Annotated in this window: 22 protein-coding genes and 1 pseudogene; 8 read left to right on the forward strand and 15 right to left on the reverse strand. The window is 69.8% G+C overall.

Annotated features, from left to right (window positions below; genetic code table 11):
- Positions 1-93: 93 nt before the first annotated feature.
- Positions 94-969 (reverse strand): hypothetical protein, encoded by an 876-nt coding sequence (locus BLU62_RS14755; RefSeq protein WP_074850235.1) that lies wholly within the window; start codon positions 967-969, stop codon positions 94-96.
- A 417-nt stretch (positions 970-1,386) separates the two neighbouring features.
- Here BLU62_RS14755 and BLU62_RS14760 point away from each other — a divergent pair, with 417 nt between their 5' ends.
- On the forward strand, positions 1,387-1,683 hold the full coding sequence (locus BLU62_RS14760) for a WhiB family transcriptional regulator (RefSeq protein WP_074850236.1): 297 nt from the start codon (positions 1,387-1,389) through the stop codon (positions 1,681-1,683).
- 115 nt (positions 1,684-1,798) lie between these two features.
- Here the strand turns inward: BLU62_RS14760 and groL are convergent, their stop codons facing one another.
- The 8 genes and pseudogenes from groL to alr form a co-directional block, all read right to left on the reverse strand.
- Positions 1,799-3,415 carry a chaperonin GroEL gene (gene groL / locus BLU62_RS14765; protein ID WP_074850237.1) on the reverse strand — a complete coding sequence of 539 codons (1,617 nt, stop codon included), beginning with the start codon at positions 3,413-3,415 and terminating at the stop codon, positions 1,799-1,801.
- A 120-nt stretch (positions 3,416-3,535) separates the two neighbouring features.
- On the reverse strand, positions 3,536-3,835 hold the full coding sequence (gene groES, locus BLU62_RS14770) for a co-chaperone GroES (RefSeq protein ID WP_004019185.1): 300 nt from the start codon (positions 3,833-3,835) through the stop codon (positions 3,536-3,538).
- A gap of 212 nt (positions 3,836-4,047) precedes the next feature.
- Positions 4,048-5,094: a tRNA (adenosine(37)-N6)-threonylcarbamoyltransferase complex transferase subunit TsaD gene (gene tsaD, locus BLU62_RS14775; protein WP_074850238.1), complete on the reverse strand. Its 1,047-nt coding sequence runs from the start codon at positions 5,092-5,094 to the stop codon at positions 4,048-4,050.
- On the reverse strand, positions 5,091-5,600 hold the full coding sequence (gene rimI, locus BLU62_RS14780) for a ribosomal protein S18-alanine N-acetyltransferase (RefSeq protein WP_074850239.1): 510 nt from the start codon (positions 5,598-5,600) through the stop codon (positions 5,091-5,093). Before rimI ends, tsaD begins: the two co-directional genes overlap by 4 nt.
- Entirely contained in the window at positions 5,597-6,334 is a 738-nt protein-coding gene (gene tsaB, locus BLU62_RS14785; protein WP_074850240.1) for a tRNA (adenosine(37)-N6)-threonylcarbamoyltransferase complex dimerization subunit type 1 TsaB, read from the reverse strand. Before tsaB ends, rimI begins: the two co-directional genes overlap by 4 nt.
- Positions 6,331-6,840, reverse strand: a complete 510-nt coding sequence (tsaE, locus tag BLU62_RS14790) for a tRNA (adenosine(37)-N6)-threonylcarbamoyltransferase complex ATPase subunit type 1 TsaE (protein WP_074850241.1) — start codon at positions 6,838-6,840, stop codon at positions 6,331-6,333. The genes tsaB and tsaE overlap by 4 nt, the downstream gene beginning before the upstream one ends.
- Positions 6,837-7,979: an alpha/beta fold hydrolase gene (locus BLU62_RS14795; protein WP_074850242.1), complete on the reverse strand. Its 1,143-nt coding sequence runs from the start codon at positions 7,977-7,979 to the stop codon at positions 6,837-6,839. The genes tsaE and BLU62_RS14795 overlap by 4 nt, the downstream gene beginning before the upstream one ends.
- Positions 7,976-9,132, reverse strand: a pseudogene (gene alr / locus BLU62_RS14800) (alanine racemase). The gene BLU62_RS14795 and the pseudogene alr overlap by 4 nt, the downstream one beginning before the upstream one ends.
- Before the next feature lie 168 nt (positions 9,133-9,300).
- Here alr and BLU62_RS33845 point away from each other — a divergent pair.
- Complete coding sequence (locus tag BLU62_RS33845) at positions 9,301-9,450, forward strand: hypothetical protein (protein WP_244278187.1); 150 nt, start codon at positions 9,301-9,303, stop codon at positions 9,448-9,450.
- Positions 9,447-9,758: a hypothetical protein gene (locus BLU62_RS14805; protein WP_244278189.1), complete on the forward strand. Its 312-nt coding sequence runs from the start codon at positions 9,447-9,449 to the stop codon at positions 9,756-9,758. The genes BLU62_RS33845 and BLU62_RS14805 overlap by 4 nt, the downstream gene beginning before the upstream one ends.
- Here BLU62_RS14805 and BLU62_RS14810 read toward each other — a convergent pair.
- The 6 genes from BLU62_RS14810 to BLU62_RS14835 all read right to left on the reverse strand — a co-directional run bounded on the left by BLU62_RS14810 (position 9,715) and on the right by BLU62_RS14835 (position 15,722).
- Complete coding sequence (locus tag BLU62_RS14810; protein WP_074850243.1) at positions 9,715-11,172, reverse strand: NAD(P)H-hydrate dehydratase; 1,458 nt, start codon at positions 11,170-11,172, stop codon at positions 9,715-9,717. The genes BLU62_RS14805 and BLU62_RS14810 overlap by 44 nt on opposite strands.
- Positions 11,173-11,182: 10 nt before the next feature.
- Entirely contained in the window at positions 11,183-13,045 is a 1,863-nt protein-coding gene (glmS, locus tag BLU62_RS14815; protein ID WP_074850244.1) for a glutamine--fructose-6-phosphate transaminase (isomerizing), read from the reverse strand.
- Positions 13,046-13,122: 77 nt separating this feature from the next.
- On the reverse strand, positions 13,123-14,112 hold the full coding sequence (locus BLU62_RS14820) for a dienelactone hydrolase family protein (RefSeq protein WP_074850245.1): 990 nt from the start codon (positions 14,110-14,112) through the stop codon (positions 13,123-13,125).
- A gap of 10 nt (positions 14,113-14,122) precedes the next feature.
- Positions 14,123-14,383 carry a hypothetical protein gene (locus BLU62_RS14825; protein ID WP_074850246.1) on the reverse strand — a complete coding sequence of 87 codons (261 nt, stop codon included), beginning with the start codon at positions 14,381-14,383 and terminating at the stop codon, positions 14,123-14,125.
- A complete protein-coding gene (locus BLU62_RS14830; protein WP_074850247.1) occupies positions 14,380-15,363 on the reverse strand; it encodes a hypothetical protein in 984 nt (327 codons plus the stop codon). The genes BLU62_RS14825 and BLU62_RS14830 overlap by 4 nt, the downstream gene beginning before the upstream one ends.
- Positions 15,360-15,722 carry a hypothetical protein gene (locus tag BLU62_RS14835; protein ID WP_074850248.1) on the reverse strand — a complete coding sequence of 121 codons (363 nt, stop codon included), beginning with the start codon at positions 15,720-15,722 and terminating at the stop codon, positions 15,360-15,362. The genes BLU62_RS14830 and BLU62_RS14835 overlap by 4 nt, the downstream gene beginning before the upstream one ends.
- A gap of 245 nt (positions 15,723-15,967) precedes the next feature.
- On the opposite strand from BLU62_RS14835, the gene BLU62_RS14840 reads away from it, so the two are divergent.
- The 5 genes from BLU62_RS14840 to BLU62_RS14860 are packed head-to-tail and all read left to right on the forward strand — an operon-like array spanning position 15,968 to position 21,376.
- On the forward strand, positions 15,968-17,002 hold the full coding sequence (locus tag BLU62_RS14840; RefSeq protein ID WP_074850249.1) for an LLM class flavin-dependent oxidoreductase: 1,035 nt from the start codon (positions 15,968-15,970) through the stop codon (positions 17,000-17,002).
- Positions 16,999-18,681 (forward strand): long-chain fatty acid--CoA ligase, encoded by a 1,683-nt coding sequence (locus BLU62_RS14845; RefSeq protein WP_074850250.1) that lies wholly within the window; start codon positions 16,999-17,001, stop codon positions 18,679-18,681. Before BLU62_RS14840 ends, BLU62_RS14845 begins: the two co-directional genes overlap by 4 nt.
- A gap of 10 nt (positions 18,682-18,691) precedes the next feature.
- Positions 18,692-19,867, forward strand: coding sequence for an LLM class flavin-dependent oxidoreductase (locus BLU62_RS14850; RefSeq protein WP_074850251.1), 1,176 nt, complete (start codon positions 18,692-18,694; stop codon positions 19,865-19,867).
- Positions 19,848-20,648 (forward strand): alpha/beta fold hydrolase, encoded by an 801-nt coding sequence (locus BLU62_RS14855; RefSeq protein WP_074850252.1) that lies wholly within the window; start codon positions 19,848-19,850, stop codon positions 20,646-20,648. The genes BLU62_RS14850 and BLU62_RS14855 overlap by 20 nt, the downstream gene beginning before the upstream one ends.
- Positions 20,645-21,376 carry an SDR family NAD(P)-dependent oxidoreductase gene (locus BLU62_RS14860; RefSeq protein ID WP_074850253.1) on the forward strand — a complete coding sequence of 244 codons (732 nt, stop codon included), beginning with the start codon at positions 20,645-20,647 and terminating at the stop codon, positions 21,374-21,376. The genes BLU62_RS14855 and BLU62_RS14860 overlap by 4 nt, the downstream gene beginning before the upstream one ends.
- Positions 21,377-21,416 lie beyond the last annotated feature (40 nt).

Here is a 21,416-nt window from a genome sequence, read left to right on the forward strand (position 1 = left end):
ATCGGTTGACCGCTGTGATCCGGCCCTGTTACGGGCCCCGACACCCCTGAACGTCACGTGAACGCCGAGGCAGACCCTCAAACACCTTAGCCATCACTCAGCCCGTGTCAGCGCCATGCCCTTGCCGATGAGCGTGGCGCGCAGGCCTCGATGCCTCTTCTCCTCCGATGCCGATGCCGCACCCGTACCGGCGAGCAGGCTCAGTGCCGCCCATTCCAGGGGCATCAGACCGTGTTCACCTGCGTCGACGACGACGCCACGTGCCCGCGCGGCGGACTCCTCGGTCTCCCCCACCCCGGCGAGGGCCGCCGCATGGATGAGGGAGGTCTTCAGCCGGTACCGAGCCGGCACGTCCGAGGTGTCCGCCAGATGACGGACGAGCAGGTCGGCGGCCTCCGCGTGCGCCAGCCCCGCCGCGGCGTCTCCGGAGTACAGGCCGAGTTCGGCGCCGACCCATTCCCAGCGCAGCCGGCACCGGCCGTGCGTGAGCCAGTCCACCGGTTCGGCCGAGGCCCATCGCTCCGGGGTCTGCCCATCCTGGCCGGACAGCTGCGCCCGCGCACGGTCGAGAAGGCGCGCCGATGCACGGAAACGAAGAAGCCCGAGGTTGTCGGCGGCGAGCCCGATGAGGGCGTCGGCCCGAGCGGCCCGCACCGGATCGATCCGTCCATGATCGACGCCGGCGCCGTCGTCACCGGCGACGGTCCCGTAGGCGAGGCCGTCGAGCCCGTGCGCGAGGTCATGGCGACCGCCCTGCCGCAACAGAGAGGCCGTCGTGCTCCGGCACAGCGACAGCACCGCCGCGTCCGGCCCGTGGGGCGTCCCCCCGTGCGCGGACCTCACGTCCTCGCCCAATCGCGTCAGCATGGTGAGCGCCGCGGCGTACTCACCCCGGCCTCCGGAGTCGACTGCGGCCTCCCAACGCTGTTCAGACGCCTTGTCGAGGCCCTGCGACGTGGTCTTGATCACTAGTTCTTTTCCGGTTTGCATGAATTTAACGAACGATTCCAAACGTTAATCCTGAGACCAGATCACCGGCGGATAATGTACAGATTTCCTGGGTGTTAACCGTTGACATGGTCGTACTTCCGTGGTCAGTGCGCAGCCGCCCGCCGGGCAATCAGAAGGCTTCTGGGTATTCGCAGCTCAGGTCATGTATCTTTCGTCCGACCAGAGGGTATGACGACGGTTCGTGACCACTGTGCTAGTACCTTTCGTTCATCTAACGCCCCGTTAACATTTCCGAGACTTTCGCTCTCCCGATGACCGATTTCGACGGTATTGACTGCATTTCTCAGGCCCGCTTAATGTGAGCCTCAGCGTTGCAGGAAATCGACGTTTCTCTACCGAGCACCTCGGTGCGGCCCTAGACAAGGAGTAGCTGCCATGCCTCAGCCCAATCATCTCCCCGGCCCCAACGCAGACATCTGGGACTGGCAGATGTCCGGCCTCTGCCGCGGCATCGACTCGTCGATGTTCTTCCATCCTGACGGGGAACGGGGCCGTGCGCGCGCCCAGCGCGAACGTCGGGCCAAGGAGATGTGCCATCAGTGCCCCGTCATCGCCCAGTGCCGCGAGCACGCGCTCGCCGTCGCCGAGCCCTACGGGATCTGGGGCGGACTCTCGGAGTCCGAGCGCAGCATCCTGATGAAGCGCGGAGTCGGACGCCGCATGGCGAGCTGAGACGTCCGTAGCCGCCGGCGGGCAGGAGGGATCCGCCGGCGACCACCGCGAACGCGAGAAGGAGCCGGGCATCCTCGGAGGATGCCCGGCTCCTGTCGTGTCCGCTACCGCCAGATCAGTGGGCGTGCCCGTGACCGGCGTGTCCGGCAGGCTCCTCAGCGGGCTTGTCGGTGACCGCGGTCTCGGTGGTCAGCACCATGCGGGCGACCGACGCGGCGTTGACGACCGCGGAACGGGTCACCTTCACCGGATCGATGATGCCCTCGCCGACGAGATCACCGTAGGTGAGGCTCGCGGCGTTGAAGCCCTCGTTCTGGCCGAGGTTGGACACCTTGTCGACCACCACGGCACCGTCGAGACCGGCGTTGGAGGCGATCCAGAACAGCGGGGCCTTGGCTGCGTCGCGCACCACGCGGACGCCCAGCGCCTCGTCGTCGGTCAGCGAGGCGGCGAGCTCGTCGAGCACCTTCGACGCCTGCACGATGGCCGAACCGCCACCGGGGATGATGCCCTCCTCGACCGCGGCCTTGGCTGCGGCGACGGCATCTTCGACGCGGTGCTTGCGCTCCTTGAGCGAGGTCTCGGTGGCCGCACCGACGCGGATGACCGCGACGCCGCCGGCCAGCTTTGCCAGACGCTCGGAGAGCTTCTCCTTGTCCCAGTCGGAGTCCGAGTCCTCGATCTCACGACGCAGCTGCGCGGCGCGGCCGGCGATGGCCTCCTTGGTGCCCGCACCCTCGACGATGGTGGTGGCGTCCTTGGTGACGACGACACGACGCGCCGAGCCGAGGACCTCGAGGCCCACGGTCGACAGGCTCAGGCCCACGTCCGAGGTGACCACGGTGCCGCCGGTGACGACCGCCAGATCCTCCATGAACGCCTTACGGCGGTCACCGAAGAACGGCGACTTGACCGCCACGGCGCGGATCGTCTTGCGGATCGAGTTCACCACGAGCGTCGACAGCGGCTCCCCCTCGACGTCCTCGGCGACGATCAGCAGCGACTTGCCCGCCTCGACGACCTTCTCCAGCAGCGGCAGGAACTCGGGCAGCGAGCTGACCTTGTCGCGGTACAGCAGGACGAGCGCGTCCTCGAGGACCGCTTCCTGGCTGTCGATGTCGGTGACGAAGTACGGCGAGAGGAAGCCCTTGTCGAACTGCACGCCCTCGGTGATCTCGAGTTCGGTCTGCAGGCCCGAGCCCTCTTCGACGGTGACGACGCCGTCGGCGCCGACCACGGTCATCGCCTTGCCGACCATCTCACCGATCTCCTCGTCGCGCGAGGAGACGGTCGCGATCTGGGCGATGGACTGCTCGCCGGCGACCGGGGTCGCGGCGGCCAGCAGGGCCTCGCTCAGGGCGTCGGCGGCCTTGCTGATGCCCTGACCGAGTGCGATCGGGTTGGCACCGGCGGCGACGTTGCGCATGCCGGCCTTGACCATCGCCTGCGCGAGAACGGTCGCCGTCGTGGTGCCGTCGCCCGCGACGTCGTTGGTCTTGGTCGCCACCGACTTCACCAGCTGGGCACCGAGGTTCTCGAAGGGGTCCTCGAGGTCGATGTCGCGGGCGATGGTGACGCCGTCGTTGGTGACGCTGGGGCCACCGAATGCCTTGGCGAGCACCACGTGCCGGCCGCGCGGGCCGAGGGTGACCTTCACGGTGTCGGCGAGCTGATCGATGCCTCGCTCGAGCGCCCGCCGCGCGGTTTCGTTGAATTCAATCTGCTTGGCCATGAATCTCTTTCTTCACGGGAGTCGGTCGACACAACGCACACCGCCCCGGTACCCCTGCACGGGGAGCCGGGGCGGTGCGTCGAGTCGCGAACGACTCGCGGGGTCTGTAGAGCCCGAGTCCTACTTGCCGATGACGGCGAGGACGTCGCGCGCCGAGAGGATCAGGTACTCCTCGCCGGCGTACTTGATCTCGGTGCCGCCGTACTTGCTGTAGATGACGGTGTCACCTTCCTTGACGTCCACGGGGACGCGGTTGCCCTGCTCGGTGACCCGACCCTCGCCGACGGCGATGACGGTGCCTTCCTGCGGCTTCTCCTTGGCGGAGTCCGGGATGACCAGGCCCGAGGCGGTGGTCGTCTCGGCCTCGACGGCCTGCACCAGGATCTTGTCCTCAAGCGGCTTGATGTTCACGCTCGCCACGATGTGAGTCCTCAACTTTCGTACTGAGAAAGAATCTGCACGTTCATGGCCCTGGGACAAAACCTCGTCGTCGCGGGTGTCCGAGGCTTCGTTCAGCGCCGACTAGCACTCTATACGTGCGAGTGCCAGCACTCAAGGGTGGAGGGTGCGAAATGCCGGTGTTTCGCTCGCAGCGATCGCAGCTCACGGAGCCCCGGGCGCCGGTGGAGGCCTCAGAGCTGACTGACCCGCACCGACATCGCCGGGTCGGAAGCCACCGTCAGGGGCGACGGCGCCGCCCCTCCGGCGATCACATGTGCGCCCAGGGTCGCGATCATGACCCCGTTGTCGGTGCACAGTCGCGGCTTGGGTACGCGCAACGTGATCCCGGCGGCCGCACAGCGTTCCTCGGCGAGCGAGCGGATGCGCGAGTTGGCGGTCGCGCCGCCACCGAGGACGAGGGTGTCGACACCCAGGTCACCGCACGCGCGGACCGCTTTCATGGTGAGCACGTCGGCGACGGCCTCCTGGAACGACGCCGCGACGTCGGCCACCGGAACCGCGACCCCGTCGCGCTCGCACTTCTCCACATACCGCGCGACGGCGGTCTTGAGGCCGCTGAAGGAGAAGTCGTTGCGGGCGTCGCGCGGTCCGGTCATCCCGCGCGGGAACGCGATGGCCTTCGGGTCGCCGTCACGTGCGGCACGGTCGAGAGCCGGGCCGCCCGGGAAACCGAGGTCGAGCAGTCGGGCGATCTTGTCGAAGGCCTCCCCCGCCGCGTCGTCGACAGTGGTGCCGAGTTCGACGATCGGCTCCGCGAGATCGGTGACGTGCAACAGATGCGTGTGACCGCCGGAGACGAGCAGGGCGACGCACTCGGGCATCGGTCCGTGTTCGAGGGTGTCCACCGCGACGTGTCCGCCGAGATGGTTCATCGCGTACAGCGGGACGTCCCAGGCGAGGGCGTACGCCTTGGCCGCGGCGACGCCGACGAGCAGCGCGCCCGCGAGGCCGGGTCCGATGGTGACCGCGATGGCGTCGGGCCGGTCGATGCCGGCGGCCTCGCGGGCACGGCGCATCGTCGGCACGATGGCCTCGAGGTGTGCGCGCGAGGCGATCTCGGGGACCACGCCGCCGAAGCGCGCGTGTTCGTCGACGCTCGAGGCGACCTCGTCGGCGAGCAGCGTCGCGTGACCCGGCGCGTCACCGTCGACCGGCGTCCAGCGCACGATGCCGACTCCGGTCTCGTCGCAGGAACTCTCGATGCCCATGACGATCACGCCGGGCCCTCCTCGGGTTCGAGCGGCCGTCCCGAACTCGGGACCCGCAACATCGTGTACGCATCCGCACCGGACGGCTGATAGTAGTTACGGCGGATTCCGGCAGTGCTGAACCCATGCCGGGAGTACAGGGTGATCGCGACGTCGTTGTCGGTGCGGACCTCGAGGAAGACCGGGGCGTCGACCGCATCGGCCACCGTCAGCATCGCCTCCAGCAGCGTCTTGCCGATGCCCCGCCCGCGGTGGGCGGGATCGACTGCGATCGTGTGGATCTCGCATTCATAGGCGTCCGGCTGGCCGAGCGTGGAGATCCCGGCATAGCCGATGACCTCGCCGCCCGCGCGTTCCCGCGCCGCGAAGTAGGTGTTGTACGGCGCGTTCAGTTCGGCCCGGAACGCCGACGCCGGCCACGGCGAGTCCTCGGCGAACATCTGCTTCTCCAGCGCGGCGCACTGCGGGATGTCGCCGTAGGTCAGCGCATCGATGATCAGCTCCGGGGCCGTCATCGTGCCGCCCCCAGCTTCCGGGCCCTCTGCTCGACCGCGTCGGGGCGTCGGAGATAAAGCGGCACAAGGGGTTCGGGAACCCCGCCGGCCTCGATCGCCGATGCGGCCGCGGCGACGAGTCCGCGGGCCGACGGGACGGTCACCTGCGGCGGCGCACCGGTCCAGCCGACCAGCTCGAGATGCGCCGCCGAACCGGACACCGCTCCGACCTCGCCTGCGGTGAACACCGCGGACAGCTCCTCGGCGACCGCCGCGGGCGCGGTGACCTCGGGTCCGCGCACCCGCGCCCCGTCGCGGTACAACGCCCAGTACACCTCTCGGCGTCGGGCGTCGGTGACGACGAGGACATCCGGGCTCGCGGCGGGCGGAATCGTCTCGAGGGCGAGCGCGTCCAGCGAACAGACGCCGTACGCGGGGATGCCGAGTGCGTCGGCGAAGGCCGCGCCGGTGGCCATGCCCACGCGCAGGCCGGTGAACGGCCCGGGTCCGCAGCCGACGACCACCGCGGACAGGGCGTCGCGGGAGATCCCCGATTCGGCAAGGCATTCCGCGATGAGGGTGGTGAGCAGCTCCGCGTGCCGGCGATGGTCGGTGACCACGCGTTCGGCGAGCACCCGCACGTCGGCGATCGTCTCGCCGGTCAGTTCGACGACCCCGGTGACCACCGAGTCGGTCGCGGTGTCGATCGCGAGCACCGTCCGCGCCGCGTCGACCCCCCGTTCAGCCGAACTCATTTGTCGGTCACCCACTCCCATTCCACATGTCGCACATCGGTGTCCACGTCGCGACGCAACCGCACGACCAGGTATCGCTCGGCCAGCCGCTCGGCCACACCCTCACCCCATTCGACCACCACGACCGCGTCGGTCAGCTCGGTGTCCAGGTCGAGGGCGTCGAGTTCGTCGAGACCGCCTCGTGCCGGTCCCCCTTCCCCGTCGCCGCCCGCCAGCCCGAGCCGGTACGCGTCGACGTGGACCATCGCCGCACCGCCGGGACGGCCCGGCCGGTGCTCGCGCGCGATGATGAAGGTCGGCGACGTGACGCGGCCCTCGATCCCCAGACCTGCGCCGATACCGCGCGCCAGGGCGGTCTTGCCCGCACCGAGCGGACCGTCGAGGATCACCAGGTCACCGGGTGACAGCACGGTCGCGAGTTCGGCGCCGAACGCCTCGGTGTCGGCGACCTCGGGCAGCTCGCGGGTTCCGGTCCGGTCGGTGACCGGCGTCGGGTGGGCGCTCATGCCTTAGCCCGCTTCTTCCACCAGCGCCGCCGGGGCGCCGGCAGGGCGATCCGTGCGCGGTCCACGAGATCGACGATCGCGTCGCTGACCAATCGGGGCTCCTCCATCTGAACCATGTGACCGGCCCCCTTGACCACCACCAGACGGGAATCCGGACCGAGCTGGGAGTACATGCGCACCGAGTTCGGCAGGGGCGTCAACCGGTCCTTGTCGCCGCACACGACGGTCGTGGGCACCTGCGCCAGCACCGGCAGCGCCGTCGACTCGTCGTGGATCTCCAAGGCGTGCAAGAAATTCACAATGGTCTCGATCGGCGTGTTCTGGATCATCTTCTCCACGGCACGTCCGAGTGCCGGGCTGAAGAACGCCGGACCGAAGCTGGCCGCGACGAGCACGGGCTCGAGCGCCTGGCGGGTCAGTCCGCGGCCGGCCTGGACCAGACGCGGTGCGCGCCGGACACTCAGGCGGAAGGCATCGACAACCGGATTGCCCAGTCCCTCACCGAGTCCCGCCTCGGTGAGGCCGCGCGACGCAGTTGCGACGAGACCCACGCCGGCGACCGGACCGGCGGACGAGAACAGCGCCGGGTGACGGCGCGCCAGACCCATCACCGTCATCCCGCCCATCGAATGACCCACCACCACAACGGGTCCGCTGGTCACCGTCGAACGGATCACCGCCGCGGCATCGTCGGCGAGCTGCGCGATCGTGCAGGTCTCGGCCGGCGCGGGATCGCTCTCGCCGTGTCCGCGGTGGTCGTAGAAGACGAACCGGTAGTTGCGATCGGCCCAGTCCGCCGCGAGCTGCTCGCGCTGGAAATGCCAACTCGCCAGTCGCAGGCTGAATCCGTGCACGAAGACGACGGTGAGCTCGGGAGGTGTGCCGTCGGCGACGTCACCGAGGTCGACGGTCCGGACCGCGAGGTCGAGGCCGTCGTCGGTGGTCACCGTCCACGCCTGCTCGTCGTACAGCGCGGTGAGGTCGATGTCGGCGTGCGGATCGGCCTTGCCGACGACGCTCTTGCGCGCGATGTTGCGCGCCGCGCCGATCGCCGCCATACCGCCAAGCGCCGCGACACCGGCCACCCCGGCCAGCAGCCCGATGCGTTCGGATTCGTCCACCACGCTCACCCCGCTCACTCGTCGGCCACCGCGTCACCGCGAGGCGAGCCCGCGTTCAGGTAGCGCCGGACCACGCGGTTGCCGATCTGGGACACGATCTCGTAGTCGATCGTGCCGATGGCGTCGGCCCAGTCCTTGGCGGTGGGGCCGCCGCGGGCCCCGGTGCCGAAGAGTTCGACCTCGTCGCCCTCCCGGACCCCGGCCCCGTCCGGCCCGAGGTCGATGACCAGCTGATCCATGCAGATCCGGCCGATCCCGCCGAAGAGGCGGTCGCCGATCCGGACCTTGATGCGACCCGACAGCAGTCGCGGCACGCCGTCGGCATAACCCGCGGGATCACCGCGACGACGGTGTCGTGCGGTGCGATCCAGGTGTGGCTGTAGGAGACGCCCGCTCCGGCGGCGACCTTCTTGACCAGGGCGACCGGCGCGGACAGCGTCATCGCCGGAATGAGCCCGAAGTCGCCGAGCTCGGGGACCGGCGTCCGGCCGTAGACAGCGACCCCGGGCCGGACCATGTCGCGCGCCAGGTCCGGACGGGTCAGCGCCGCAGGCGAATTCGCGATGTGCATGATCTCGGGCGCGGCGCCGAGGCGGGCGAGGTCGGCGGCCGCGGCGTCGAGCCGGGCGGCCTGTTCACTGTTGAGCGGATGGTCGGGTTCGTCACCGCGGGCGAGGTGACACATCACCGCACGGAGGGTGACCGCGCCCTCGGCGTGCGCCTTCGCGACCTGCTCGGCGAAGTCGTCCCATTCTTCGGCGGCGATGCCGCTCCGGTTGAGTCCGGTGTCGACCTTGGCCGTGACGCTCGCCGCGACGCCGGTCGCACGAGCGGCGGCGACCACGGCGTCGAGCTGTCGTGACGAGGACAGCGCGATCCCGATGTGGTCGGTGACCGCTCCCTCGAAGTCCGCGCCCGGGGCGTGCAGCCAGGCGGTGATCGGGGCGTCGACACCGGCCGCACGCAGTGCGCGGGCCTCGGTGATGTGCGCGACGCCCAACTCGGCGGCACCCGCGGCCAGGGCGGCCTTCGCAACCGGGACGGCGCCGTGGCCGTAGGCGTCGGCCTTCACGACCGCCATCACGGCAGCATTCGAGGCGGTACGCAACACGTCGACGTTGTGCGCGATGGCGCCGAGGTCGACGGTCGCGGTCAGGGCAGGTGAAGTCATCGCCGACCATTCTCCCAGATCGTCGCGACCGATTTGTGCGCGCCGACCCGCGGAGCGCCGTGACCAGCCATTTCACCCGGCCGGGTATGAGTAATCACACCGATGCGGCGGCGCCGTGGACCCGGTTGTGTGGAGGAGAGATGCTGCTCACCTCCGCAGAAAGCGATCATGTACGCCACCATGAACCCCGTGCCCGGCTTCCCCGATGACTTCGTCCCCGTCGACCCGGGCGTGTACGCCCCCGTCGGTCCGGGCGTGTACGCCCCGGTGTCTCCGCCGGTCCCCCGCGCCGCACGCCCGGCCTGCGCGCATCGGTGACCGCGTGGGTGTCGAACGGCGTCGCCTGGGTCTCCCTGTTCACGTGCGCGGTCCTGTTCTTCGTCGCGATCCTCCAGGCGCTGGGCGGGAACGACTCCGACGGCTGGGTCTTCGCGGCAGCGGTCCTGTATGTGGTGGGTGTCGTCGCGACCGTCTGCGCAGCGGCCGCGTCGATCATGTCGCTCGTCAGACGACTCGGTGCCGACGACTTGCATCGGACGGGTCCGATCGTCGACCTGGTGTTGCTCGCGGTCGTCACGACGATCAGCGTGGCGGCGTCGGCGTATCCGCTCGTGTTCTTCCTGTAGCGAACTCCCGGATCGCCGGTCGCAGTGCCGCGAGCAGCGCGGAGGCGCCGATCGGCGCTCCCCGGCTCGCCAGCTGAGCGGCGTGGGCGTGGACGCGCGCCGCCGCGGCACCCGCCTCCTGGGGTGAACGGCCTGCCGCGAGCAGCGAACCGGCGATCCCGGCCAGCAGGTCACCGGCACCGGCGGTCGCCGCCCACGATGATCCGGCGTCGTTGCCGACGACCCGTCCCGACGGGTCGGCAACGAGCGTGATCCTGCCTTTCAGCAGCACCGTCACACCCCAGCGGGCGGCGAGGTCGGCGACCGCGGTCAACCGGTCGGCCCCCACCTCGGTCCCCGTCAGCCGCGCGAACTCGCCGGCGTGCGGGGTCAGCAGCGTCGGCGCCGTACGACCGGCGACGAGTGCTGGTTCGTTCGAGACGATGGTGAGCGCGTCGGCGTCGACGAGGACCGGTAGATCGGAGTCGAGGACGGTGCGCAGTATCGCCACGGCCGCGGCATCGGTGCCCATCCCGGGACCGACCACCCACGCCTGGGCGCGGCCGGCGTCGGCGAGGTCCGGAGCGGCGACCACCTCCGGGAAATGCGATACCACCTCGGCATGCGCCGAACCGACGTACCGCGTCATACCCGAGGTCGCGGTCACCGCCGCCCCGGAGGCCAGGATCGCCGCACCCGGGTAGCGATGCGATCCGGCGATCACCCCGACGACGCCCTGGGTGTACTTGTCGTCAGCGGGACCCGGTACGGGCCAGTCGATCTCGTCGTCGGAGTACGAGATGAGTTGCCGCGCATCCGGTTCCACGGGATCACCGATACCGATGTCGACGACGACCACACGACCGCACTGCGGCGCCGCGAGAAGGTGTGCGCGACGGGGGAATCCGAAAGTGACGGTGACATCGGCACGGACCGCCGGGTCGTTGACCGCACCGGTGTCGGCGTCGACCCCGGACGGCAGATCGACTGCGACGACGGTGGTCTCGGGGCCGAGACCGGCGAAGACCGCCGCGGCCGCGGGGCGCAACGGACCGCGTCCGCCGATACCCACGACCCCGTCGATGACGATGTCGGGTTCGGCCGGCAACGCGTCGTCGACGCGCCCGCCGGCAGCCCGAAATGCCCGTAGCCCGGCCGGGTGCGCCTTGTCGGGTGCGAGCAGCACCGCGTGGGCGGCCACCCCGCGCCGGGCGAGTTCGGCGGCGGCGAAGAGCGCGTCGCCCCCGTTGTCGCCGGCACCGACGACCACGCCCACGGTCCGGCCGTAGCAACCGCCCGTCCGGTTCAGCTCCCCCACGACGGCCTGCGCGACGCCGTGCGCGGCGCGGCGCATCAGGGTCCCGTCGGCGAGGAGGTCCCCCGACGCCCGTTCGGCGTCGCGGACCTCGTCGGCGGTGAGGTACCTGGTCGGCATGGGTGCCGGCCTACTCGACGGTCACCGACTTGGCCAGGTTGCGCGGCTTGTCGACGTCGTAGCCGCGGGCCTGGGCGACGCTGGCGGCGAACACCTGCAGCGGCACCGTGGAGACCAGCGGCTGCAGGAGGGTCGGCGTCTTCGGGATCGGGATGAACTCGTCGGCGACCGCACGGGCTGCGGCGTCGTCGGGTTCGGCGATGACGATCGTGCGTGCACCGCGGGCCTGGATCTCGCGGATGTTGCTCACCATCTTCGAGTGCAGCACCGCACGGCCCTCCGCCGACGGCATGACCGTGATGACGGGCAGGCCGTCCTCGATGAGGGCGATGGGTCCGTGCTTGAGCTCACCGGCGGCAAAGCCCTCGGCGTGCATGTACGCGAGTTCCTTGAGCTTCAGCGCACCCTCGAGGGCCACCGGATAGCCGACGTGGCGTCCGATGAACAGCACGGTGTTGTGGTGCGCCAGCGACTGCGCGAGCTCGCGCACCGGCTGCATGGTCTCGAGGACCTCGGTGACCGAACCGACCATCGCCTCGATCGCCGCGAACTCCCGCGCGACCTCGTCGGCGTACTTGGTGCCGCGCGCCTGCGCGAGAGCCAGGCCCACCAGGTAGGCCGCGACGATCTGCGCGAGGAAACACTTGGTCGACGCCACCCCGATCTCCGGGCCGGCGTGCGTGTAGAGCACTGCGTCGGATTCGCGCGGGATCTGCGCACCGTTGGTGTTGCAGATCGCCAGGACGCGGGCCTTCTGGTCCTTGGCGTGCCGCACGGCCTCGAGGGTGTCGGCGGTCTCACCCGACTGGGAGATGGCCACCACCAGCGTCGACCGGTCGAGGACCGGGTCGCGGTAGCGGAACTCACTGGCCAGCTCGATCTCGACGGGCAGTCGCGTCCAGTGCTCGATCGCGTACTTCGCCAGCAGTCCGGCGTGGTAGGCGGTGCCGCACGCGACGACGAAGACCTTGTCGACATCGCGCAGGTCGTCGTCGGTCAGTCGCTGCTCGTCGAGGACGATGCGTCCGTTCTGGAGATGACCCAGCAGGGTGTCGGCGATCGCGCGCGGCTGCTCGGCGATCTCCTTGAGCATGAAGTAGTCGTAGCCGCCCTTCTCGGCCGCCGCGAGATCCCAGTCGATGTGGAACGGCTTGCCCGGGCGCTCGTTCCGGTCGAAGTCGGTGATCGTGTAGGTGTCGGCGGTGATCACGACCACCTCGTCCTGACCGAGCTCGACGGCCTCGCGGGTGTGCTCGATGAACGCCGTCACGTCGGACCCGACGAACATCTCCCCCTGGCCGACGCCCACCACGAGCGGGGTCGACCGGCGGGCGGCGACGATGGTGTCCGGGTGGTCGGCGTGGGTGAACACGAGAGTGAACGCGCCGTCGAGGCGGCGCAGCGCCGCGTACGCGCTGGCGACGAAGTCACCGGCGGTGGGCCCGAAGGCGTAGTACTTCGAGACCAGGTGCACGGCGGTCTCGGTGTCGGTCTCCGAGCCGAACTCGACGCCGTCGTCCTCCAGCTCGGCCCGCAGCTCGGCGTAGTTCTCGATGATGCCGTTGTGGACGACCGCGATCTTGCCGTCGTCGCTGGCATGCGGGTGCGCGTTGCGATCGGTCGGCTTGCCGTGCGTGGCCCACCGCGTGTGGCCCATACCCGTGGTGCCCGACAGCGACTCGCGGCCGACGGTCGCGATCTGCTTCTCCAGGTTCTCCATGCGGAGCGCCTTTTTCTGGATCGCGGTGTTACCGGCGCCGTCGAGGATCGCGACGCCGGCCGAGTCGTACCCGCGGTATTCCATCCGCCGCAATGCCTCGACGACGATGTCCAGGGCATCGCGACGCCCCACGTATCCGACGATTCCACACATAGCTAGTCAGCGTACCTGCGCGCCACCGATCGACACGCCTCACACGTGCGCCACGAACGCGCCCGCTTGTGCGGTCGTCACTCCAGGGTCTCGGGGACCACGACATTCGGGGCGGCGGCAGGCACCGGAGACGCGGCCCGACGACGCTTGCGCTCCTTGGCACCGAGCAGTTTGGCGATGCGGTCCTGCACCTCCGGCGGGTCGTCCAGGTCGACCGCCGGAACCTTGCCGAGAACGGTGTCGGGGTCGGAAAACGCCTGGTACTCGGGGTCCTGGGTGAGCGTGTGCAACAGGAATCCGGCGGTCAGCGCACGGACGGCGCGATGCGTCTTCTTGTCGGCCCCGTTGCTCCCCCACAGGGCGCCGATCGTCCGGTGTTCGACGAGGCCGCGTGACGTCGCGCCCGGCGGCGTGCGCAGCACCGCACGACGCTCGTCGGCCGAGGTGTGGTCGGCGCCATACGCCTGCGCGAGCGGCAGTGCGTTGCCGTCGATGGTGTCGAGCTCGCCGATCGACGAGACGATGAGCCCCGGCGCGCTCACGCTGCGCGCCGCGGGCAGGAGTCCTGCGGTGGTCGGGGCCGGGAACAGCGCGGCGACACCCCGGACCGCCGGCTGCGGCTGACCGTGCAGGACGGCGTCGGACGCGGCGATGACGGCCGCGGACGCGCCGAAGCCGTGGCCGGCGAAGCCCACCTTGGCCGGGTCGACGGTGATCTCCCCGAAGCCGAGCCGGACCCGGGTCACGATCGACAGCGCCGACCGCAGCTGAGCGGCCATCGCGTCGTCGGACACCAGGACGCCGCCCTGACCGGCCGGGACCGCCACGACGATGCCCCACGACGCCAGGTGCTGGCACAGGTCGCGGTAGCGGTTCGGCGAGGACAGCCAGCCGTGCCCGAAGGCGATGGCGGGCAGCTGTTCCCCGGTCGCGGGGGTGAACACCTCGCCGCGGGTTCCGACGATCCCGAGGTCGCCGCGCAGGACGCGATGCGGCCCCCGACGGCCGAGCGCGGTCATCAGCTTCGCGGGCGACTGCGACGGTTTCGAACGCTTCTTGCCTGGCACAGCAGACAGCCTATGCGTTCGGCGGCGGCAGATGCGGACTGGCGTCGGCCATGTCGGCGGGCAACATGATGCCCGGCAGTGCGTCGGCGGCGTCGGCCTCGTGTTCCAGTTCGGCACGGAGCCGTTCGGTCTCCGATTGCACGGCGGTACGACGATGTTCGGCCATCGCGAGTTCCAGATCTCGCTGGGCCGCGGAGAAACGGCGGGAGACATCGGCGACCTCGGCGGTGGCCGAGCGCGCGAGCGCCTCGATCTGATCGGCGAGACTCACTGGTCACCCGCCAGGGCCAGGTCGCCCGCCGACCGCTCGGGCGAGGACTGCGGTTCGGCGTCGGCCGGTGAGGTGCGGCCGCCTCGGGTGTCGGCGACGACGTGGGCCGGCGTCGGTACGCCACCGCCGGGACCGGCCGCCGGCCGACCCTCCGCGGCCGCCGGTTCGGCTCCGGGGACAGTCTGCGCGACGTGGGTTTCCGCGGTCGACGAGCCGCTCAGCCGGAACGGGATGTCCTCTTCGTCGGCTTCCTGCTCGGCGGACTCGCGCACCGCCCGCACCGTCTCGACCGGCGGAGGAGGTGGCTCGGCGGGAGCCGGCCCGGGCCGGGTCGTGGGCTCGACCGGATAGGGGTCGTCGTCTATCCCGTCCAGCGACCGGTTCAGGATGTCGAGGATGCCGGAGATCCCGCCCAGCGTGGCGTCGACGGAGGTGGTGAACAGCTCTGTACGTGACCGGATGTCCGCGACGGCGACGTCCGGCGGCACGCGTCCGGAGAGCACGGCCTGGGGGAGATCGGCGGGTGGTGTGCCCGCGGCGGTCGGCGCCGACAGCCGCGCAAGGGCCAGGTAGAAGGTACGCAGCAACCGGTCGATCCCCGATGCGGCGGCGGCGGTGGCGTCGGTGATCGTGTGCAGCAGGTAGAGGTCGGATTCTGCGCGCCGCTGATGGTCGACGACCGCGTCGATCGCAAGCGACGCGGACTCGCCGTGCCAGCCGTCGTCGAGCCGGACCCGCTGCTCGGGCAGGTGATGCAGCTGATCGGAGACGGCGCGATGCGCGGAGACCAGTACCCGGCTGTCCGCCGAGAGCGCCGCGATGTCGAAGGCGTCCACGGCACGGAGGCCGGCGCGGATCGTGTCGTCGGCGGGGACGGGTACGCCCATCAGCCGCGCGGCCGCCAGCAGCTCGGTCAGTGCCCCGGCGCCGTCCTGCGCATCCTTTCGCAGCGCCGTGAGCGAATCCTCGCCCCGTCTCATCCGGCCGTCACCGGCGATCCCGGTGTCGCACGCGCGATCTCGCCCGCCGCGTGCGCGTCGCCCGCGGCCAGGACGATCGCCGAGTTGCGGAGACCATCGGCGAGCACGGCCGCCGCCCGGGATTGCGTTCGGAGTCGGGCGGAGAGCGTGGCACTCATCTCGGCGTAGGTCGCGGCCGAAGGACCCAGCGACGCCCCCGCGCCGGTGTCGGCATCGGTGCGGGCCCAGCGCCCGAAGTCGTGTGCGGCCAGGTCATCGGCCACCGCGTTCAGGACCAGGGACGACCGCCGGTAATAGGCCGACACCGCGGACACCTGGTCGACATCCATCGCGATCCGGTTCGATCCGGTGCCGTCCATCTCCTCACCCCGTCCTTCCCCTCACCCCTGACGATGCCTGATGGTACCCATCCCCGTCGGTCACCGTCTCCCGTCGGCGGCCCGCCCAACTTGGACGCGCCCGGGCCCCACCCGGTTCCATCTCCCGATCCGCCCGTCCGGGTCCTTGGGATTTCCGACAACACCCGCGTCAGCCGCACCTTCCGGTCGTCACATCCATCCCCGAGAGTGACACCGACCACACTCGTCGACGAAAGGACCATGCAATGAGTACTCCGGACGTGAGCTTCGGGCTCTGGTATGACTTCCGCAACCCGCCCGGACACTCACGCGGTTTCGGCGACTTCTATCGCACGACGCTCGATCAGATCGCCTGGGCGGAGTCGATCGGGATCGACTCGGTCTGGCTGACCGAGCACCACTTCATGGAAGACGGCTACACGCCGTCGCCGTTCCTCCTCGCCTCCGCGATCGGCGACCGGACGACGACGATGCGTATCGGCACCAACCTCGTGGTGTCGCCGCTGCACAACCCGATCCGGCTCGCCGAGGACTCGGCAACCCTCTCGCTGCTCACCGGTGGACGATTCTCCCTCGGCGTCGGGCAGGGATACTGGGAGCCGGAGTTCGAGGCCTTCGGGCGTCGGCTGATCAACCGGCCGAGCCTGCTCGAGGAGGGCGTGGAGATCGTGCGACGCTGCTGGTCCGGGTCGGCCGAACCGTTCGACGGCAAACGCCTGCGCAAGCCCGCCCTGCCCGTCACGCCGACGCCCGAGACCACCCCCGACATCCTGGTCGGCGCGATGGCCGATCCGGCGATCGAGCGGGCCGCACGTATCGGCGACGGATTCCTCAGCACCCAGAACGCGCACCACGCGTCGTACCTCGACGCGCTCGAACGACTCGGCCGGTCGCGTGACGAGGGCCGGATCTTCGCCGGGCAGTGGACCATCATCGCCGACGACCCCGAGAAGGAGTGGTCGCGCATCGGCACTCATGCGCTCTACCAGATCAACAAGTACATCGAGATGGGCGCGTTCGGTCCCATCCCGCAGTTCACCGACCCCGGCCAGCTCGTCGACGCCGGCTCGTTCACCCTCTGGGATCCGGCCACCGCAGCCGATGAACTCACCGCCTTGCTGACCGCCACCCCACAGATCGAGGATGTGCACTTCTGGGCGCAGCTGCCCGGTGAGTCCGTCGACAGCGGCAGCGCCCGCATCGAACTCCTGGCCGACAAGGTCGTTCCCGAGGTCCGGGCCCGGCTGGCCGCGCGATCATCCGTGGAGGTGCCTGCATGAACAACAGCCCGGCTGCCGCATCGTCCTCCGCACCGCCCTCCCCGGCGTCGGCCCACCCGCTGCTGATCACCGACTTCCTGTTCCGGGCACGAGACATGTTCGGCGACAAGGAGATCGTCGACCACGTCGACGGCGCCGAGGTCTTCCGGTACAGCTATCGCGACTACGCCGACCGCGTCCTGAGACTCGCGTCTGCCCTCGTCGCGAGCGGCGTACGTCCCGGTGACCGGGTCGGCACACTGGCCTGGAACCATCGTCGTCACCTCGAGCTGTATCTCGCGGTGCCGCTCGCCGGAGCCGTGCTGCACACCATCAACATCCGTCTCGCGCCCGACGAGATCGCCTACATCGTCGACCATGCCGACGACACCATGATCTTCGCCGACCCGTCACTGGAACACCTTCTGTCCGTGGCCCGTTCACAGCGGCCCGACATGCCCGTGGTGCCGATCGACGCCGACGCCGGCTCCCCGATCGACGGGCCGTCGCTCGACTCGATGATCGCCTCGGCGGAACCCCTCGCGTCACCGGCCGCCCGCGCGGACGACGACCTGGCGGTGCTCTGCTACACCTCGGGCACGACCGGGGCCCCGAAGGGTGTTGGATATTCCCACAAATCGCTCTATCTGCACACGATGGCCGCCTGTCTCGCCGACGGGCATGCGATCTCCGAACGCGACCGCGTCCTGCTCGTGGTCCCGATGTTCCACGCCAACGCCTGGGGAGTCCCGTTCGCGGCGTTGATGTCCGGGGCGTCGCAGATCCTGCCCGGGCCGCATCCCACACCCGCGCAGACCGCCGGCATCATCGCCGCCGAGCGGGTGACCTACACCGGGATGGTGCCGACGGTGGCGGTGGACCTGGTCGCCCACGCCCGGGGTTCGGGCACCGACCTGAGCAGCCTCCGCGCGCTGGTCCTGGGCGGTTCGACACCCACGCTCGGCCTGATCCGCGACCTCGAGGAACTCGGGATCCCGGTCTTCCAGGGCTGGGGCATGACGGAGATCTCGCCGATGGCGACGTTCTCCCGTCCCCCGGCGTCGACCGACGACGACCCGGAACGACGCTGGGCGTACATCCGCAAACAGGGTCGGCTCCTGCCCGGTCTCCAGTGGAAGCTCGTCGACGAGGACGGCCGGATCATGCCCCACGACGGGATCAGCCGCGGCGAGATCCTGATCCGCGGACCGTGGGTGGCCACCGGCTACTACCGGGCCGACCATCCCGACAAGTTCGACGACGGCTGGTTGCGCACGGGCGACATCGGCGTCATCGACGAACACGGCTACCTCACGATCGTCGATCGCACCAAGGACCTCATCAAGAGCGGCGGCGAGTGGATCAGCTCCGTCGCGCTGGAGGAGGCCCTGATCGAGCACCCGGCCGTCCACGAGGCTGCGGTGGTCTCCGTTCCGCATCCGCGCTGGCAGGAACGTCCCGTCGCCTACGTGGTCGGCGACGACCGCCTCGACGTGGACGTGGTGAAGGCCGAGCTGGCCGAGCGTGTCCCGCGCTGGTGGGTGCCCGAATTGATCGTCGCCGTCGACGCCCTCCCCCGGACCAGCGTCGGAAAACTCGACAAACGACGACTCCGCGAGCAGGCGGCCGGGACGCCCGACTTGTGGGAACCCACAACCGCCGCGGATTCTCCCGTTCCCGTGACGCACGCCGATTCCTAACGTCAACAGTGTGAAGTTCAGCCTGTTCTACGTGTTGGAGAGTCCGGACCGGGACTTTCGCCGGGCCTACGAGGAGATGCTCTCGCAGGTCGAGATCGCCGAGCGCCTCGGGTTCGACGGGGTATGGCTCGCCGAGCACCACGGCAGCGCCTACGGGTCGATGCCGTCGCCGCAGGTCGCGGCGGCGGCCATCGCGGCCCGCACCTCCCGGATGCGCATCGGCATCGCGGTCAGCAACCTGACACTCGCCTGGCCGGTCCGCATCGCCGAGGACTTCGCGATGGTCGACGTCATCTCCGGCGGCCGACTCGACTTCGGCGTCGGACGCGGCTACCAGCCCCACGAGTTCCGTGCGATGGGTGTCGCCGACAAACAGGACGTCAGCCGCGAGGTCTTCGAGGAGGCGTTCCAGATCGTCACGGGCCTGTGGACCAAGGCGGTCGGCGAGCCGTACACGTTCCACGGCAAGCACTTCCAGATCGACGGCGTGGACTGCCGTCCCGCACCGCTGCAGCAGCCGACGCCCCCGATCTACGTCGCGTCGATCAGTCCGGAGACCTTCGACCTGGTCGCCGACCACGGGCACAACATGCTCGTGACCCCGACGCTGATGACGCTGCCCGAGCTGAACGGGTTCGTGGTCGGCGCCAAGCGCACTCTGATGAACCGGGGGCGCGACCCGCTGTCCCTCGACTTCCCGATGAACTGGCAGATCCATCTCGCCGACGACGACACGCAGGCCGTACGGCAGGCGCGCCCGTCCCTCGAGTGGTACTTCGACAACGTCATGTCGGCCGTACCGCAGGGCGCCGCCACACCCGCGGGCTACGAGCGATACGCGGCACTGGCCGAGGCCGCCGCCGAGGGTGCGATGTCGCTGACCGGCCTGCGCGAGGGCGGTATCTGCTACGTCGGTGAGCCCGACGGCCTCATCCGCGAGATCGAGATCCTCCGCGAGGAAACGGGTCTCGACCACCTCATCTGCTGGATGCGATTCGGCGGCATGCCCCACGACGACGTCGTGCGGTCGATGGAGCTCCTCGCCGAACACGTCATGCCGCATTTCGCCGACGCCCCGCCACTCGTCCCCCGTGCTCTGCGGCACGAGGAACCCACCCAGACCGACAAATTTTTCGAAATCGAGTTCGACGATGAAGGAGAAGTCCATGAGCTATCTCGCGGTTGAGAACGATCGCCGGATCTACTTCGAGCACCACCGTGGGGACGCACGCCCCATCGTGCTGATCCACGGCTGGGGCGCCAACACCCGCTGCTGGGACACCACCGCCCCCGCACTCAAGGCCGCGGGTCACGAGGTCGTGCTCGTCGATCTGCGCGCATGTGGCCGCTCCGACAAGGACTTCGAGGACGTCTCGATCGCGGCCCTGGCCGACGACGTGGTCAAGGTGGTCGAGCACCTCGGCCTCGAGTCTCCCGTCATCAACGGCTGGTCTCTCGGCGGAGCCGTCGCCACGGCCGCCGCGTCGGCCCTCGGCTCGCGTGCGGGCGGCCTGGTCCTGACCGGCGGCGCGTCGCCGCGCTACACCGCGACCGACGACTGGCCCCATGGCGGCTCTTCCGAAGACGTCGAGGGAGTCCTCGCCGGTGCCGCCGCCAACCGCGCCGACACCTTCCGCGGCGTGGCCGGCGCGGTCTGCGCCACTCCTCCGAGTCCCGATGTCCTGGAATGGATCTGGGGGATGTTCCTGGAGATGGGCCCGGCCGGGGACGACTCGCTGCGCGACCTCGCCCGTACCGACCTGCGAAAGGAGCTCGGCGGGCTCGACATCCCGATCCTGCTCCTGCACGGCCGGGACGACGCCTTCGTCCCGTTCTCCGGGGCCGAGGCCGTCCTCGAACTCAACTCCCGTGCTCGTCTCGTCCCGTTCGACGCCTGCGGTCATGCCCCGTTCCTCGAGGACCGGGACCGCTACCTCGCCGAACTGACCGGTTTCCTGAAGTCATGAGCGCCCGACCCCGGGTCTGGATCGTGACCGGCGGGTCGCGCGGCATCGGCCGGTCCGTCGTCGAGAACATCACGGCCCGAGGCGATTCCGTCGTTTCCCTGGCACGCGGTGTGGCGACCACGCCGTTCACCAGGCCGGCACAGGTCCTGGAGCTGAAGACCGACATCACCGACTCCTCGTCGGTGGCCCGCGCACTGGCCACCGTCAAGGAGGAGTACGGCGGCGCCCACGGCCTGATCAACGTCGCCGGCGTGCACCGCGGTGGACGGGTTGACGATCTGAGTCGCGAGGACTGGGATCTTGTGCTGACCACCAACCTCACCGGCGCCTTCGAGATGTGCAAGGCCACGGTCCCGATTCTCGAACCGGGTTCGTCGATCGTGAATGTCGGTGCGGTGGTTGGCTTTCGGGGATTCCCGGGCGACGTCGCCTACGGTTCGGCGAAGGCCGGTCTCAGCGGTCTGACGCAGGTCCTCGCCGCGGAACTCGCCCCCCGCGACATCCGGGTCAACCTGGTCATCCCCGGTTTTGTGGATACCGACATGACCTCCGGACTCAGCGACCGGGCTCGGGCACGGGTCGTGTCGTCCATCCCCGCCGGGCGGACCGGCCGGCCGGAGGAGATCGCGCAGGTCATCGTCGATGTCGCACTGTCCACCTACATGTACGGCGCCATCGTGCCCGTCGACGGTGGACTGATGAACACCTTCAGCGGCGGCGGTCGGTGACGTGGCGTCGGGCCGCCTCGGCACGGTTGTGACAACCCAC

This window comes from Gordonia westfalica, assembly GCF_900105725.1.
GTDB classification, from domain to species: domain Bacteria; phylum Actinomycetota; class Actinomycetes; order Mycobacteriales; family Mycobacteriaceae; genus Gordonia; species Gordonia westfalica.